This is a genomic window from Flavobacterium sp. TR2 (assembly GCF_025252405.1).
Classification (GTDB): domain Bacteria; phylum Bacteroidota; class Bacteroidia; order Flavobacteriales; family Flavobacteriaceae; genus Flavobacterium.
On sequence record NZ_CP104307.1, the window covers coordinates 933,604 to 949,113 of the forward strand.

Here is a 15,510-nt window from a genome sequence, read left to right on the forward strand (position 1 = left end):
AAATTATTTTGCCCAATCATTAATCCAGTTAGAAACTGTCTGGCACCATTCATCATCGTCATTCAAACAAGGAATTGCTAAGAACTCTTCTCCTCCATTTGCTTCAAAATCTTCTTTGGCGCGCATGGCGATTTCTTCTAAAGTTTCTAAACAATCTGAAACGAAAGCTGGGGTTACAACTGCTAATTTTTTGATTCCTTTTGCTGGCATATTGTCAATTTCGACATCGGTATATGGCTCTAACCATTTATCTCCTGCTAAACGAGACTGGAAAGTTAAACTATATTTGTCTTCAGAAAGTCCTAGTAATTTAACAACTTGTCTTGTTGTTTCATAACATTGATGGCGGTAGCAGAATTCATGCGCCGGAGATGGCGTATTACAACAAGACCCGTCAATTTTACAATGCGATTTGGTCACATCAGTTTTGCGGATATGACGTTCTGGTATTCCGTGATATGAAAACAACAAATGATCATACTCAAATCCAACTAGATGTTTTTGAATAGAATCTGCTAAATTCTTGATGTAGTCCGGTTTGTTGTAAAATGCTGGAACATCAGTAAATTTCATGTGAGGGAATTTTTTCTTGCGAATTTCTTCTGCTTTTACTAAAATAGTTAAAGTTGAAGCCATTGCATATTGTGGATATAAAGGAAAAAGCATTACATCTGTAACTCCTTTATCACTTAATTCCTGAAGTCCTTTTTCGATCGTCATACTTCCGTAACGCATTGCTAAAGAAACTGGAACATTTACAAGTGGCTGAACCTTTTTCTGCATTCTTTCTGAAAGAACCACTAACGGCGAACCCTCTTCCCACCAGATTTTCGCGTAAGCGTGCGCCGATTCTTCTGGTCTTTTTCTTAAAATAATACCGCGAACTAATAATGCTCTCAATAAATACGGAACGTCGATCACGTATTTATCCATTAAAAATTCATCTAAATAAGGTTTTACATCTTTTGGAGTTGGACTTTCTGGAGATCCTAAGTTTACTAATAATACGCCTTTCATTATGTATTTTTTGCTTTAGGCTTTAAGCATTGGGCTTTAAGCTTTTTATTTATTTTTAAAAATCTCGGCAAAAGTATTTCATGATACTTTATCGAAATATGATATTTATTACTTTTTAATTATTGTTGAATATCTAAAATCAATATTGTCAAAATTTTCCACGCAGATTTCGCAGATTTTTTAATTCGTGCTAATTAGCGGCAAAAGAAAAATTAAACATTCGCATTAATCGACATTAAATATTTTTTTGGCGTTGTTCCGAATTTCTTTTTGAATGCTGCGATGAAGTGACTTCCTGTGCTGTAACCAATTTTCAAGCCTACTTCGTTCACATTATAAGAACCGCTGTCTAATAATTTTCTAGCGAAATCCATTTTGTAATCAAACAGAAAACCATAAACCGTATCGCCGTAAATTTGTTTGAAACCCATTTTCAGTTTTTTCAAATTCAAGCCAATTTCGTCTGCCAATTCTTGCAATCCTGGCGGTTCGGCCATATTGGCAATTACAATTTCTTTGGCTTTTCTGATCTTCAAAACATTATCTTCATCAATCAAAAACGGACATTGTTCTGCATTTGGATCTTCCGTTCTGTTAAAATACAAACTCAACAATTCGTATCCTTTTCCTTTATAATAAAGGTTTTTTATGGATGGATGTAGGTTATAATGAAACAGCTGACTTAAAACAATGGCCATTGAGGGACTGATATTTCCTTCGTTATAATATTTTTTATCCTTATTATCAGGACTTAAAAAAGTAATATAATCAGCTTCGGCAGAAAATAACGCGTGAAATTTCTTAATCGATACAATTACCGAAATTGCCCAAGAATTTGGAGCCAATTCTAAATTCAGCGGTAATTCTTTCTGCGGATTATACAAAAGCAGTGATTTTTCTTCTTTCAATTCTAAAGCATAACTGCCTTGATTGAACAAGAATTTTGCATTTCCTTTTATCCCGAAGTGAAACTGTATCAGACCAGTACCTATTATTTCATGCTGTGCATAAAATGGCTCCAGACTGTCATTTTGAAAACGGATCAGCGTAAAGTCGTCTTCAATTTTAATAATTTCTTGAGAACCCATAGCGATATTTTTTTGAAACTAAAATCAAAACAAAGTTCAAATGTTATTTAGAACGACTCTAAACTAATCGCTTCAAACGAGTTGATTTTGCTACAAAAGTAGTCCTTTTTAGTCAAAAACACCCATTTAGGTTTAAAAAAACATACAGCGACATAAAAAGTACTTTTAGCGTTATTTTTATCGATGGTATAGTAATAATTTTGTTGCACTTTTATGAAAGTGAATTTATGGAAAACAATAACGTACCGAAACACCTTTATTTTTACTCAGTTGGTCTGAGTTATAAAAAAGCTGATGCTGAGGTCAGAGGTCAATTTAGTTTGGATGCTGTTGCGAAGACTCGTCTGCTGGAACAAGCTAAAAACGAAGGAATAGAAAGTTTAATTGTAACTTCAACCTGCAACAGAACCGAAATTTACGGTTTTGCAGAACATCCATTTCAATTAATAAAATTGATTTGCGATAACAGCAATGGTTCTGTTGACGCTTTTCAAAAAGTTGGTTTCGTTTACAAAAATCAAGAAGCAATCAATCATTTATTTCGCGTAGGAACTGGATTAGATAGTCAGATTCTAGGCGATTTCGAAATTATATCTCAAATTAAAACCAGTTTTACTCATTCAAAATCTTTAGGTTTAGCAAATGCTTTTATGGAAAGATTGGTGAATGCAGTAATTCAGGCGAGCAAGAGAATTAAAACTGAAACAGAGATTAGTTCTGGCGCTACATCAGTTTCTTTTGCGTCGGTACAATACATCCTTAAAAACGTTGAGGATATCAGCAACAAAAACATTTTGCTTTTTGGAACTGGTAAAATCGGAAGAAATACGTGCGAGAATTTGGTAAAACATACTAAAAATGAGCACATCACATTAATAAATCGAACTAAAGATAAGGCAGAGAAATTAGCAGGAAAATTAAATCTTATTGTTAAAGATTACTCTGAACTGCATTTAGAACTTCAAAAAGCCGATGTCGTGGTTGTTGCCACAGGCGCGCAAAACCCAACAGTTGACAAAGCGATTCTGAATCTTAAAAAACCTTTATTGATTCTGGATTTATCGATTCCGAAAAACGTACACGAAAATGTTGAGGAATTAGAAGGCGTAACGTTAATCCACATGGATTATTTGTCTCAGCTGACGGATGAAACTTTGGAAAACAGAAAATTACATATTCCAGCGGCCGAAGCCATCATCGAAGAAATCAAAGAAGAATTTGTGACTTGGATGAAAGGACGAAAATTTGCTCCGACAATTAATGCTTTAAAAGAGAAATTAAACGCAATTAAAGCTTCAGAATTGGATTTTCAAAGCAAAAAAATCGCTGATTTCAACGAAGAGCAAGCTGAAATCATCAGCAACAGAATCATTCAGAAAATCACTACTCATTTTGCAAATCATTTAAAAGACGACGACACTATGGTCGATGAAAGCATCGAATGGATCGAAAAAGTCTTCAAAATAAAAGCATCTTAAATAAAATTTTAAACCATATAAGTTATATAAGTTCATTTAAAAACTGCGTGTTACCACAACGACTTAAATTACTCACATAACTTATATAGTTCAAAAAAAGTTATACAAGTTCATTTAAAACTGTGTGTTACCACAACGACTTAAATTACTTACATAACTTATATAGTTCAAAAAAAGTTATACAAGTTCATTTAAAACTGTGTTTTACCGCAACGACTTAAATTACTTACATAACTTATATGGTTCAAAAAAAAGTTATACAAGTTCATTTAAAACTGTGTTTTACCGCAACGACTTAAATTACTTACATAACTTATATAGTTCAAAAAAAAGTTATATAAGTTCATTTAAAACTGTGTTTTACCGCAACGACTTAAATTACTTACATAACTTATATGGTTCAAAAAAAAGTTATATAAGTTCATTTAAAAGCTGCCATTTTACCCAAACAGCTTAAATTACTTATATAACTTATATGGTTCAAAAAAACAAAACATGGCTGAAAAAACAATCAGAATAGGAACGCGCGACAGCGAATTAGCACTTTGGCAAGCACACACTGTAGAGAAAAAACTAAACGACTTAGGCTACAAAACCTCAATTGTTGCGGTTAAATCTCAGGGTGACATTATTCTTGATAAGCCACTTTACGAATTAGGAATCACAGGAATCTTTACTAAAACCTTAGATATAGCAATGATCAATGGCGATATTGATATTGCGGTGCATTCTATGAAAGATGTTCCAACGGCCTTGCCAAAAGGAATTGTCCAGGGAGCTGTTTTGCCAAGAGCCAATGTTCTGGACATTTTAGTCCATAAAGGAAATCCCGATTTCACAAACCCAAGCACCATTGCAACGGGAAGTCTTAGACGCCAGGCACAATGGTTCAATAAATATCCTAACCATACGGTGGTCGATTTGCGCGGAAACGTAAACACACGTATGCAAAAACTGCAAGATAATAATTGGGACGGAGCTGTTTTTGCAGCTGCAGGTTTAGAACGCATTAACTTAAAACCTGAAAATTACATCAATTTAGATTGGATGATTCCCGCGCCTGCACAAGGAGCAATGCTTGTGGTGGCAATGGAAAATGACAATTATACTCTGGATGCGCTTTCTCAATTAAATGACATAGAAACTGAAATCTGCACGCATATCGAACGTCAGTTTTTAAGAACGCTTGAAGGCGGATGCACTGCCCCTATCGGAGCTTTGGTTACTTATAATGAAGACGAAGACACGCTCCATTTTCAAGGTGTTTTACTTTCTATCGATGGAAAACAAAAATTGGAAATCGACAAAATAGTTGATATTTCAGAGTGGAAAAAGTTAGGCTTCAATTCGGCTCAGGAGATTTTGAATAATGGAGGAACGGAATTAATGCAGCAAATCAAAGAATCCCTGAAAAAATAATGGCAAACCCTGTTCAAATACTATCTACTAAAATATTATCTCCTCTTCATAAGCAAGAACTAATGAAATATGGAGTCGAAGTAATCGAAGCCGATTTCATCAAAACCGCAAATAAACCTTTCGAATTAAAAGACCTCAACGAAAGTCTGATTTTTACGAGCCAAAATGCTGTTCACAGCGTTTTATCGAATCCGTATTCAGAGCAGTTGAAGAAGAAAAACGTATACTGCGTTGGTCTGAAAACCAAAACTTTATTGACAGACCACGGGTTCAACGTTGTAGCTTACACAGGTTACGCTTCGGATTTGGCTGAAATCATCACTTTGATTTATAGAAATGAAAGCTATACTTTTTTCAGCGGAAACTTGAGGAGAGACACTTTGCCAGAAGCTTTAAAAGAAGCCGGAATTAAATTCAACGAAATTCAGGTTTACGAAACTTCTTTACAGCCTCAGAAAATAAAAGCAAATCCAGAAGCGATTTTGTTTTTTAGTCCGTCTGGCGTTAAAAGTTACCTGAAAGACAACGAAATAAATAAACAAATCTGCTTTTGTATTGGCGACACCACTGCAGAAGCTTTATCAAAAATCACAAAAAACATCATCGTCGCAGATCAGCCTACAATTGAGGATGTGATTGAAGATGTAATTCACGAATACAAGTAATGTTTACAACATCCTGCAAGGTTTTCAAAACCTTGTAGGTTTAAATATAAATCAACAAACAATACCTACAAGGTTTTGAAAACCTTGCAGGAAAAACAAATAAGAGATGTTAAAAAACGACCTATTTTTAAAAGCATTAAAAGGAGAAACTGTTCAGCGTCCGCCAGTATGGATGATGCGTCAAGCGGGAAGATATTTACCAGAATTTAGAGAACTTCGTGATAAATATGATTTCTTCACGCGTTGTGAAACTCCAGAATTAGCGGCGGAAATTACTGTTCAGCCAATTCGAAGAATTGCTCCAGATGCCGCGATTTTATTTTCAGACATCTTGGTAGTGCCCCGAGCTATGGGAATTCACGTAGAATTGAAAGACAATTTGGGCCCGATAATTCCGAATCCAATTCGTACAATGGAGCAAGTAAATCAGGTTTATGTTCCAGATGTAAATGAAACTTTAGGTTACGTTTTCAATGCTGTGAAATTGACTAAGGAAATGCTGAACGATGAAGTGCCTTTAATTGGTTTTGCAGGTTCGCCGTGGACAATTTTCTGTTATGCTGTTGAAGGAAAAGGATCTAAAAGCTTTGATACTGCAAAAGGATTCTGTTTTTCAAATCCAGTTGCAGCACATACTTTATTGCAAAAAATCACAGACACTACTATTTTATATTTGAAGGAAAAAGTAAAATCGGGAGTAAATGCGGTTCAGATTTTTGACTCTTGGGGAGGAATGCTTTCTCCTGTTGATTATCAGGAATTTTCATGGAAGTACATCAACCAGATTGTTGACGCTTTGGCGGAAGTTACTCCAGTTATTGTTTTTGGAAAAGGATGCTGGTTTGCTCTTGGCGAAATGGGTAAAAGTAAAGCTTCTGCATTAGGAGTTGACTGGACTTGTTCTGCAAGAAACGCTCGTTACTTATCTGGTGGAAATATTACTTTACAAGGAAATTTCGATCCGTCGAGATTACTATCTCCAATTCCGACTATCAAGAAAATGGTTCACGAAATGATCGACGAATTCGGAAAAGATAAATATGTTGTAAATTTAGGTCACGGAATTTTACCAAATATCCCTGTAGATCACGCAAAAGCGTTTATTGACGCGGTTAAGGAATACGGACAATAATATTTCAATATTAAATTGACTTTCTACAAGGTTTTGAAAACCTTGCAGGAGACGTAGAAATATGTTAAACAAAGGCTTAAGAGACGAAGAAAAAATAAGAATCGATAACGTTCTCAAAACGTTACGAACGCTTGTTTTTGTGCCTTATCCTTTAAATCATCTGCAAAAGTCAGATCTTGAAGATCTGCTCAAAGAATTTGGATTGAACTTTGAAAGTTTGATTAATTATTCCAATGAAGATTTAATCACATTATTAATGCGTCTTCATTTTGATTGGGAGCATCTGGAACAATTTGCTGATATTTTATTGGAACTTTCAAAAGACGAAAATTATAATTTTACTGATAAAGCTTTAGCTATTTATCAATATATTCAGCAAGAAAGCAAAGTTTTTTCTTTTGGAATAAATGCTAAAATTGCTTCGGCGAAAGCCAAAAAATAATTACAATGAAAGATAAATTTTACGCCTACATACAAAATTTACAAGACCAGATCTGCGCTGGATTAGAAGCTGTTGACGGAACTGCAAAATTTCGTGAAGACTTGTGGAAACGTGCGGAAGGCGGAGGCGGAAGAACGCGCGTTATTGAAAACGGTTCGGTTTTCGAAAAAGGCGGTGTAAACATTTCAGCCGTTCACGGAAAATTGCCAGAAACAATGCAAAAAATGTTTGGCGTTGGCGAAGCTGACTTTTTTGCGTGCGGTTTGAGTTTGGTTTTACATCCGAAAAATCCAATGGTACCAACGGTTCACGCGAATTGGCGTTATTTTGAAATGTATGACACTTCGTCTTCGCTCAGTACAGAGCCAAGAAAAGTTATCGAGCAATGGTTTGGCGGCGGACAAGATTTAACGCCTTATTATTTGTTTGAAGAAGATGGAAAACACTTTCATCAGACTTGTAAAACCGCTTGCGATAAACATAATCCTGAGTTTTATCCAAAATATAAAAAGCAATGTGATACTTATTTTTGGAATGCCCACAGAAATGAAGCTCGCGGACTTGGCGGTTTGTTCTTTGATTATTGCAAAGCAAATGAACAAATGTCAATGGAAAACTGGTATGATTTTGTAACTGAAGTTGGAAATAGTTTCCTTGAAGCGTATGTTCCGATTGTGGAAAGAAGAAAAAATCTTCCATATACACCTGAGCAAAGAACTTGGCAAGAAATTCGCCGTGGACGTTATGTCGAGTTCAATCTGGTTCATGATAAAGGAACTTTGTTCGGTTTAAAAACCAATGGAAGAATCGAAAGTATTTTAATGAGTCTTCCTCCGCACGTGCAATGGGTGTACGATCATCATCCAGAAGCAGGAAGCGAAGAAGAGAAATTAATCAACGTTTTGGCAAATCCGCGTGAGTGGGTTTCATAGATTAAAATTTTATTTTATTTAATAATATGTCGCCCCGCTGGGGCTTCTTTTTTTGGTTGTCATTTCAATTGCTATAAATATTTTGCTCCGATGGAGCATTTTTTTATTTCAATAGTCCCAGAGAGGCGAAATATTTATAACAATCCAAATGACAGCACAAGGTAAAAGCTCCACCGGAGCGAAATATTTATAGGACAATGAATGTTCATTTACATAAAGCCCTAAAAGGGCAACATATTTATAGAATCCAAATTACAACCCTAAGCAAAGCTCCAGCGGAGCGAAATGTTTATAGGACAAATGAATGTTCATCTACATAAAGCCCTAAAAGGGCGGCATATTTATAGAATCCAAATTACAACCCTAAGCAAAAGCTCCAGCGGAGCGAAATGTTTATAGAACAATTATCCCCATCTACATAAAGCCCCAGAGGGGCGACATATTATTCAGCACAAAAAAAAACAATACTTATCTTACAAATTTAAAATTATTAATTAGCTTTGCTCCCTAATAATTTTAATAAGAAATGGCAAACACCTATTCGCAATTGTATGTTCAAATTGTTTTTGCTGTAAAAGGAAGACAAAACTTGATTTCCAAAAAATGGAAAAATGAAATTTATAAATACATTACAGGAATTATTACCAATCAGAAACAAAAACTGATTGCAATAAACGGAATGCCGGATCATATTCATATCTTAGTTGGAATAAAACCAAATATTGCATTATCAGATTTGGTACGAGACATTAAATCGAGTTCTTCCAAATTCATTAATGAACAAAGATGGATAAACGGGAATTTTGAATGGCAGGCTGGTTTTGGTGCTTTTTCACATAGCCATTCGCAATTGACAAATGTTATAAAGTACATTGAAAATCAAGAAGAACACCATAGAACTAAAACATTCGAAGAAGAATATATTTTTGATGATGTTTAATTTTTTATGCCGCTCCTCTGGTACTTTTTTTACAATGCCATAATTAATTATTATTTACATGACCTTAAAACTGATTTACACTACTTTCTTTGCTGGCATTTTGGGGTGTTTTGCCCAAAAAGACACTGTGCAGAATCCGTATTTTAAATCATACAATGATAAAATTACTGCTAGTATTTATTATTTAGACACTTCCAATAGCTTTCAGATTGCCACAGGTCAGGATTCAAAAATGTATGTAAATCTGATTCCGAATCGTAGAGAACAGATTGGTTTTAATCTTAACTATAAAATTATTGATGTTGGTTTTGGTTTTGCGCCCAAATTCCTTAGTCAGAATAAAGGCGATTCGCATTCTAAGCATTTTAATTTCAATACCCGTTTTTACTTAAAAAAATGGATGCAGTCGTTTACTTTTATCAATCAAAAAGGGTTTTATATTAGCGATGACAACATTACGGCCCAGCTGCCCAATATGCGTACCACAAAAATTGGCGGATCTACTTCTTACGTCTTTAATGATAAATTTTCCTTTAAAACATTGGTAAGCCAAAACGAATGGCAGACTAAGAGTTCTGGCAGTTTTATTCCATCGTTCTCTTTTTATTATACCAATATCGATTTAAACACTCCCGATTCGTCTCCTGCCGATATTTATGTTTTTACTTTGGCTCCCGCCTATTTTTACAATTTTGTAATCAGCAATCGGGTTTTAATTGGTGCTGGACTTGCTTTGGGAGCCGGAATCAATGATATTGATGGTGACAGCTCAGCATTGTATCAAGCCGATTTCAACTTAAAACTGGCCTATAATAATGACCGTTTCTTTGGTTTTGCGAGTCTCAATACAGTCAGTTTTGCACAAGACGAGAAAGTTGACCCAAGATTAAATGATAATATTGCTACTGTAAAGCTCTCTATTGGCTACCGATTTGATCCTCCAAAAAAGGTTAAAGAAATTTATGATAAGGTCAATGCAAAAATTGGCCTATAAGAAATCTTAACTCTAAATAAGCTGTAAGCCCAACTAAAATGCTTAAATTACAGAGATTTATAAAAAACTAAAATTCATTGTTATGAAAAATATAAACAGCGAACAGTTAAATCTCATGCACTCAGGAAAAGGTTTCATTGCGGCATTAGACCAAAGTGGCGGAAGCACGCCAAAAGCTTTATTGCAATATGGCATACAGGAAAATCAATATTCAAATGACGAAGAAATGTACACGCTTGTACATGAAATGAGAACCAGAATTATTAAAAGTCCAGCTTTTGACCGCCAATACATTCTCGGTGCTATTTTGTTTGAAAATACAATGGACCGTAAAATCGACGGGCAATGGACAGCAGATTTTTTATGGGAGAAAAAACATATTATTCCTTTTCTGAAAGTAGATAAGGGGCTTGCGGAATTAGCAGACGGCGTACAGCTCATGAAACCAATTTCAGGTTTAGACGAATTATTGGATCGTGCTGTCGAACGAAGCATTTTTGGCACTAAAATGCGCTCTGTTATTAAAGAAGCCAATCCTAAAGGAATTGTGGAAGTTGTAAAACAGCAATTTGAAATAGGAAAACAAATCTTCAATAAAGGATTGATTCCAATTATAGAACCTGAGGTTGATATTTACAGTGCCGATAAAGAGAAATCGGAACAGATTCTGAAAGAAGAAATTCAAAAACAGCTTCATTTATTGGACAAAGACGTTAAAGTGATGCTGAAACTTTCGATTCCGACTGTGAGCAATTTTTACCAAGACCTTATTTCAGACCCGCACGTGGTTCGCGTTGTAGCGCTTTCGGGCGGATACTCTCGTGAAGAAGCAAATCTAAAACTCTCTCAAAACCACGGGTTGATTGCCAGTTTTTCAAGAGCATTGTCTGAAGGTCTCAGCGCAGATCAATCTGATGAAGATTTTAATAATGAATTACAGGAAACCATTAAAGGCATTTATCAGGCTTCAATTACTTAGCAAACTGAAATAACCTAACGTTCCTACGGAATGAATTGTTTTTTTTGAATAAAAAAATCCCTGATGCAATACTGTTTCAGGGATTTTCTTTTTTGATTATTTAGAAGTCATTTCTTCTGCTAAATCCAAAGTCTGTAGGATAATGTTTTTATCAGACTTGAAAGAGTTTAGTTTAAAAACAAATTTCAATTTATTGTCAATTAGCTTTTTAGGAGATTCTATCGATACATCTGAAAACTGAGATGAAATTTTGGCCATTCGATCCAATTCCGAATCTTTTGCATTTTTTCCAAATGTTTTCACGGTTTGTGCAATATCCAGCTTTCCAGAAATGTAGTTTTTACTCAAATTCTTCTTTGCTTCTTTGGCAAAAGAACCTTTTCCTGCGCCAAAATAATCTTTTGTATTGGCAACAATTACAACATCTTTCTCTTTGGCAATAAAAATATCGCCGTACTCCTGCGTTCCAACCACAATAAATGAATTTCCATTTGGAACCAGCACTTTTTTACGAACGCCCAATTGCAGCAATTTGTCTCCAAAAGTCGGATGAGTCGAAGTAAAAATGACAGAAAACAGCGGGATATCTTTTTTTACTTTTTCTTCCGTTATTTTTTCTTCATAATTCTCATCGTAATCATATTTTTTGGTCATAACCTCAACTTCTTTAGTATCGTATAAAAAAGCGCTTAAATCGCCGTCAAAAAGCTTTGCAGTTGCTTCTTCGTCAACGATCGTAGAAATTAAATCGGTAATGAGTGTAATATCTTCCTTGACAAATTTTGGATTTTGAAATAATTCTGCCGTTAATGACGGAAAGTTCTCAAGTGCCGCTTTTGTATTGGCGTGATACGAAATGTAGCCTAATGGTTTTTCTGAAGGGAAATAATTAAAGATGTTTTTGTTGATTTTTCTATCGCTGATTTTGCTTACAACAGCCGCAATGTCTGTAGCATATTCAACCACTTCTTCAATTCGGGCATTATCATTATCAAAATAAAAATCCAAATTGATGCCTTTTATAAAATTCCCAAAGTTCTTCTGCATAGGCAGGTATTTATCATAACCCCCAAACAGCGCGAGGGGATAATTGTATAGCGAATAGAAACTCGACATTAAACCGCTATAATTTACCCAAGACGAAATATCTGCCGAAACATTTATTTTTGAAAAGCTCGGCGCCGTAAAACCATTCTCAAATAAAGCTTTTAAAATTTCTCTTTGCTGCTCGGCAAGTTTTTTATCAAATTCTGCCTGTTCAGCCGTGTATTCTTCGTACGGATTTCCATCGTACAAATAATCCTGATTTTCAGTACCCGCTTGAGCATCAACTGCAACTGGTTCGTCACGCATTACAGCAGGTTCGGCTATTTTTGGCGGATTTTGTGCTTCTTCTGCTCCATATACTGCTGGAGTTTCTACAATTGCTGTTTCTTCGTACGCCTCTGTTACCGCAATCGAATCGTTTAAAACAGGAGGCCCATCTGGAGAAGCATAAAATTTGGTAGGAAGTCTCTTGGTCAATTCAAAGATGACAAGATAGTTATCATTCCAAACAAAAGATCTCTTTAAGCCGCTTGGCGTAAAAACAGCATACTTTCCAAATTCTTCAATTGTGCTGTTTTTTCCGTTTGCACCTTGTTTTTCAATCAGATATTGGCTTACGGCTTCTTTGCTTTTTATCGGAATGGTAACTTGATAAAATGGAACACTGTCTAAGAAATTCCCATGAACCGTAATTTTTTGATCTAATTGAATGATTGAAGTATATTGGCGAAGATCAAAATCAGGTTTTTTGCTGGTGTATTTGGTCAATATAGGATGATTCAGCAAATCGTTTATATTGACTTTTTTAGAAAGCTGATTTCCGTTAAACTGTACAAAATAATCGTATTTATCCGGACTGGTTTGTCCGAAACCGAAATACGCGGCAAATAGAAAAATTAAAGTGTAAAAATGCTTCATAAAATCAAGGCGTTAATTGGATTGTGTTGTTCATTAAGGTCGATTTTTTAAATACGCTGTACATACTTTGCTTTAAAAAAACTGTTTTTTTATTTTTTGAAATTTTGCTGTTTACGTTGTCTACAGCCAGAATATCTTTATCGAAAGTGTAAATAGAAATAATGCTGGCTTCTTCCAGATCTTTCTTTTTCTTGGGGTCGTTTACCACTTTTTCGGGAACTGGATAAGAAGCAATTCTTTCAAAAGTTTTAGCGCTTCCGCTAAAGTGAATCTGATCGCGCTGATTGTTTATTGTGTTTACGACAGCATTTAGCGCTTTAAGATTGGCATAATTGAGTTTGATAATGAAAACGTAATTCTGAAAATCTGTTTTGGTTGTTACATTTGAGATTCCGTCAATTTTTAAAGCCTTCGACTTAAAATCTTCCAGTTTCTGTGCAATTTCCTGTTCATTCGGAATTTTAACTCCATCGACTTCTTCCAGCCAAATGGCAGATTTGGTCTTAAACCAAGATTTCGAAAAGTCGATCATCAGTGTGTATTCGCCACTCTGATCATCGTGATGTTTGATTCTTTCTGTAATCTCAAAACAGCTTGTTAAGAGCAGACAGCATAATAAAGCGAGAATTTTCTTCATTATACAAATTTAGATGGAATATTCTGAAAAACCATGCTTTGGTTCCAACAATAAAAAATCTAAATTTTTAGATAATATTAACGGATTCTGCAGCAAGCTAAACGCCTTATTCTGTTGATTTTTCTTTAACTTTGCGCCACTCATTAAAAAGTGAGATAAACTTCAAAAAAAATAAAAAACAACTGCAGTTTTAGAATAAGGATTTGTCAATCTGATTTCAAATTCAGGTTAAAATCTAAAATCTAAAATTTATAAATCTAAAATTATATGTTCCCATTACAAAGAGGCAGAAGATTAAGAGTAAATGAATCCATTCGTTCTTTAGTACGCGAAACCAGTTTAAGTCCATCAGATTTTATGTTTCCAATGTTTATTGCTGAAGGCGAAAATGTAAAAGTCGAAATTCCGTCAATGCCGGGAATTTTCAGAAGATCTATAGATTTAACGGTTGAAGAAGTAAAAGAACTTTTTGATTTAGGGATTCGCGCTGTAAACATTTATGTAAAAGTTAGCGAAAATCTAAAAGACAATACTGGCAAAGAAGCTTGGAATCCTAACGGATTGATGCAGCAGGCCATTCGTGCCATAAAAGCGGCTTGCCCAGAGATGGTTGTTATGCCAGATGTTGCTTTGGACCCCTATTCTATCTACGGTCATGACGGTATTATAACAAATGGAGATGTAGAAAACGACAGCACTGTTGACGCTTTAGTAAAAATGGCCGTTTCTCACGCAGAAGCTGGTGCCGATTTTGTTGCGCCAAGCGATATGATGGACGGACGCGTATTACGCTTGCGCGAAGGTTTGGATGCTGCCGGATTTCAGAATGTTGGAATCATGAGCTATTCAGCAAAATATGCTTCGGCTTTTTACGGGCCATTTAGAGATGCTTTAGATTCGGCTCCAAAAGAAGCTGATGTTGTTGTTCCAAAAGACAAAAAAACATACCAAATGGATTATGCCAACCGCATCGAAGCAATCAAAGAAGCTTTGTCAGATGTAGAAGAAGGTGCCGATATGGTTATGGTAAAACCTGGAATTGCTTATTTGGATATTGTTCGCGAAATCAAAAACACTGTCCATGTTCCTGTAACCGTTTACCAGGTTTCTGGAGAATATGCCATGATTAAAGCGGCTTCTGAAAGAGGTTGGCTGGATCATGATAAGATTATGATGGAACAGCTAATGTGCATCAAACGTTCTGGCGCTAATCTTATTTCTACTTATTTTGCTAAAGAAGCAGCAATTTTATTAAACAAGTAAAATGAAAAAGATTTTATTTTTAGCTGCAGTTTTAACATTTGCTTCTTGCAAAAAAGAAACTTCAGAGCCTACAAACACCGCAACCGAATCTGTTTCTGAAGGAGAATCGGCAAAAGCCAAAAGCCCAGAAGAACTAGGGAAACAGCTTTTTGAAGGAGCTGGAAATTGTTTTGCCTGCCATCAGCCAGATCAAAAAGTAGTTGGACCAAGCATTAAGGAAATTGCCAAAATCTATAAAGACAAAAATGGCGATATAATTACTTTTCTTAAAGGAAATGCAGAACCAATTGTTGACCCAAGCCAGTTTGAGGTTATGAAAACCAATTTTGCCATAACACAGGCTATGTCTGAAGAAGAATTAAAAGCAATTGAAGCTTACATCTATAGCCAATTGAAATAATCAAACGATGATGTTTCTTAGGAGCATTTCGTCGCTAGAAAATTATGTTATTAACCAATAACGTTCCTATGGAACGTTGATTTGATATAAATTTTAACCGTCTAGCATATCAAACGTTCCTACGGAACGTAAATAAATCGGTCGTCAATATTTTTTTTC

General features: G+C 35.2%; 15 protein-coding genes. 11 read left to right on the forward strand and 4 right to left on the reverse strand.

Translation table 11 applies throughout. The features are described 5' to 3' along the window. Positions 1-3: 3 nt before the first annotated feature. Together hemH and N4T20_RS04470 are read right to left on the reverse strand one after the other, a co-directional pair. Positions 4-1,017, reverse strand: coding sequence for a ferrochelatase (gene hemH / locus N4T20_RS04465; protein ID WP_260671901.1), 1,014 nt, complete (start codon positions 1,015-1,017; stop codon positions 4-6). A 212-nt stretch (positions 1,018-1,229) separates the two neighbouring features. Beyond that, positions 1,230-2,105, reverse strand: coding sequence for an AraC family transcriptional regulator (locus tag N4T20_RS04470; protein WP_260671902.1), 876 nt, complete (start codon positions 2,103-2,105; stop codon positions 1,230-1,232). A gap of 227 nt (positions 2,106-2,332) precedes the next feature. On the opposite strand from N4T20_RS04470, the gene hemA reads away from it, so the two are divergent. From hemA to N4T20_RS04515, 9 genes are all read left to right on the forward strand, one after another. Further along, positions 2,333-3,583 carry a glutamyl-tRNA reductase gene (gene hemA, locus N4T20_RS04475; RefSeq protein ID WP_260671903.1) on the forward strand — a complete coding sequence of 417 codons (1,251 nt, stop codon included), beginning with the start codon at positions 2,333-2,335 and terminating at the stop codon, positions 3,581-3,583. Positions 3,584-4,078: 495 nt separating this feature from the next. After that, entirely contained in the window at positions 4,079-5,002 is a 924-nt protein-coding gene (gene hemC / locus N4T20_RS04480) for a hydroxymethylbilane synthase (protein WP_260671904.1), read from the forward strand. Beyond that, positions 5,002-5,667 carry a uroporphyrinogen-III synthase gene (locus N4T20_RS04485; protein WP_260671905.1) on the forward strand — a complete coding sequence of 222 codons (666 nt, stop codon included), beginning with the start codon at positions 5,002-5,004 and terminating at the stop codon, positions 5,665-5,667. Before hemC ends, N4T20_RS04485 begins: the two co-directional genes overlap by 1 nt. A 106-nt stretch (positions 5,668-5,773) precedes the next feature. Further along, on the forward strand, positions 5,774-6,799 hold the full coding sequence (hemE, locus tag N4T20_RS04490; RefSeq protein ID WP_260671906.1) for a uroporphyrinogen decarboxylase: 1,026 nt from the start codon (positions 5,774-5,776) through the stop codon (positions 6,797-6,799). 61 nt (positions 6,800-6,860) lie between these two features. Further along, complete coding sequence (locus N4T20_RS04495; protein ID WP_260671907.1) at positions 6,861-7,241, forward strand: hypothetical protein; 381 nt, start codon at positions 6,861-6,863, stop codon at positions 7,239-7,241. 5 nt (positions 7,242-7,246) lie between these two features. Then, a complete protein-coding gene (gene hemF / locus N4T20_RS04500; protein ID WP_260671908.1) occupies positions 7,247-8,173 on the forward strand; it encodes an oxygen-dependent coproporphyrinogen oxidase in 927 nt (308 codons plus the stop codon). Positions 8,174-8,699: 526 nt separating this feature from the next. Beyond that, positions 8,700-9,113 (forward strand): IS200/IS605 family transposase, encoded by a 414-nt coding sequence (tnpA, locus tag N4T20_RS04505; protein WP_260671909.1) that lies wholly within the window; start codon positions 8,700-8,702, stop codon positions 9,111-9,113. Between the two features lie 58 nt (positions 9,114-9,171). Further along, positions 9,172-10,107 carry a DUF4421 domain-containing protein gene (locus tag N4T20_RS04510; protein WP_260671910.1) on the forward strand — a complete coding sequence of 312 codons (936 nt, stop codon included), beginning with the start codon at positions 9,172-9,174 and terminating at the stop codon, positions 10,105-10,107. 91 nt (positions 10,108-10,198) lie between these two features. After that, a complete protein-coding gene (locus N4T20_RS04515; RefSeq protein ID WP_409559634.1) occupies positions 10,199-11,086 on the forward strand; it encodes a fructose bisphosphate aldolase in 888 nt (295 codons plus the stop codon). 96 nt (positions 11,087-11,182) lie between these two features. Here the strand turns inward: N4T20_RS04515 and N4T20_RS04520 are convergent, their stop codons facing one another. After that, complete coding sequence (locus tag N4T20_RS04520; RefSeq protein WP_260671912.1) at positions 11,183-13,051, reverse strand: hypothetical protein; 1,869 nt, start codon at positions 13,049-13,051, stop codon at positions 11,183-11,185. Between the two features lie 4 nt (positions 13,052-13,055). Then, a complete protein-coding gene (locus N4T20_RS04525; protein WP_260671913.1) occupies positions 13,056-13,688 on the reverse strand; it encodes a hypothetical protein in 633 nt (210 codons plus the stop codon). A 267-nt stretch (positions 13,689-13,955) separates the two neighbouring features. Here N4T20_RS04525 and hemB point away from each other — a divergent pair, with 267 nt between their 5' ends. Both hemB and N4T20_RS04535 read left to right on the forward strand, forming a co-directional pair. After that, a complete protein-coding gene (gene hemB, locus N4T20_RS04530; RefSeq protein WP_260671914.1) occupies positions 13,956-14,951 on the forward strand; it encodes a porphobilinogen synthase in 996 nt (331 codons plus the stop codon). 1 nt (position 14,952) lies between these two features. Next, on the forward strand, positions 14,953-15,351 hold the full coding sequence (locus N4T20_RS04535) for a c-type cytochrome (RefSeq protein ID WP_260671915.1): 399 nt from the start codon (positions 14,953-14,955) through the stop codon (positions 15,349-15,351). Positions 15,352-15,510 lie beyond the last annotated feature (159 nt).

Excerpts from the sequence above, each read along its gene's own strand:
- hemH (WP_260671901.1), bottom strand. The coding sequence starts at position 1,017 with ATGAAAGGCGTATTATTAGTAAACTTAGGATCTCCAGAAAGTCCAACT.
- N4T20_RS04470 (WP_260671902.1), bottom strand. The coding sequence starts at position 2,105 with ATGGGTTCTCAAGAAATTATTAAAATTGAAGACGACTTTACGCTGATC.
- hemA (WP_260671903.1), top strand. The coding sequence starts at position 2,333 with ATGGAAAACAATAACGTACCGAAACACCTTTATTTTTACTCAGTTGGT.
- hemC (WP_260671904.1), top strand. The coding sequence starts at position 4,079 with ATGGCTGAAAAAACAATCAGAATAGGAACGCGCGACAGCGAATTAGCA.
- N4T20_RS04485 (WP_260671905.1), top strand. The coding sequence starts at position 5,002 with ATGGCAAACCCTGTTCAAATACTATCTACTAAAATATTATCTCCTCTT.
- hemE (WP_260671906.1), top strand. The coding sequence starts at position 5,774 with ATGTTAAAAAACGACCTATTTTTAAAAGCATTAAAAGGAGAAACTGTT.
- N4T20_RS04495 (WP_260671907.1), top strand. The coding sequence starts at position 6,861 with ATGTTAAACAAAGGCTTAAGAGACGAAGAAAAAATAAGAATCGATAAC.
- hemF (WP_260671908.1), top strand. The coding sequence starts at position 7,247 with ATGAAAGATAAATTTTACGCCTACATACAAAATTTACAAGACCAGATC.
- tnpA (WP_260671909.1), top strand. The coding sequence starts at position 8,700 with ATGGCAAACACCTATTCGCAATTGTATGTTCAAATTGTTTTTGCTGTA.
- N4T20_RS04510 (WP_260671910.1), top strand. The coding sequence starts at position 9,172 with ATGACCTTAAAACTGATTTACACTACTTTCTTTGCTGGCATTTTGGGG.
- N4T20_RS04520 (WP_260671912.1), bottom strand. The coding sequence starts at position 13,051 with ATGAAGCATTTTTACACTTTAATTTTTCTATTTGCCGCGTATTTCGGT.
- N4T20_RS04525 (WP_260671913.1), bottom strand. The coding sequence starts at position 13,688 with ATGAAGAAAATTCTCGCTTTATTATGCTGTCTGCTCTTAACAAGCTGT.
- hemB (WP_260671914.1), top strand. The coding sequence starts at position 13,956 with ATGTTCCCATTACAAAGAGGCAGAAGATTAAGAGTAAATGAATCCATT.
- N4T20_RS04535 (WP_260671915.1), top strand. The coding sequence starts at position 14,953 with ATGAAAAAGATTTTATTTTTAGCTGCAGTTTTAACATTTGCTTCTTGC.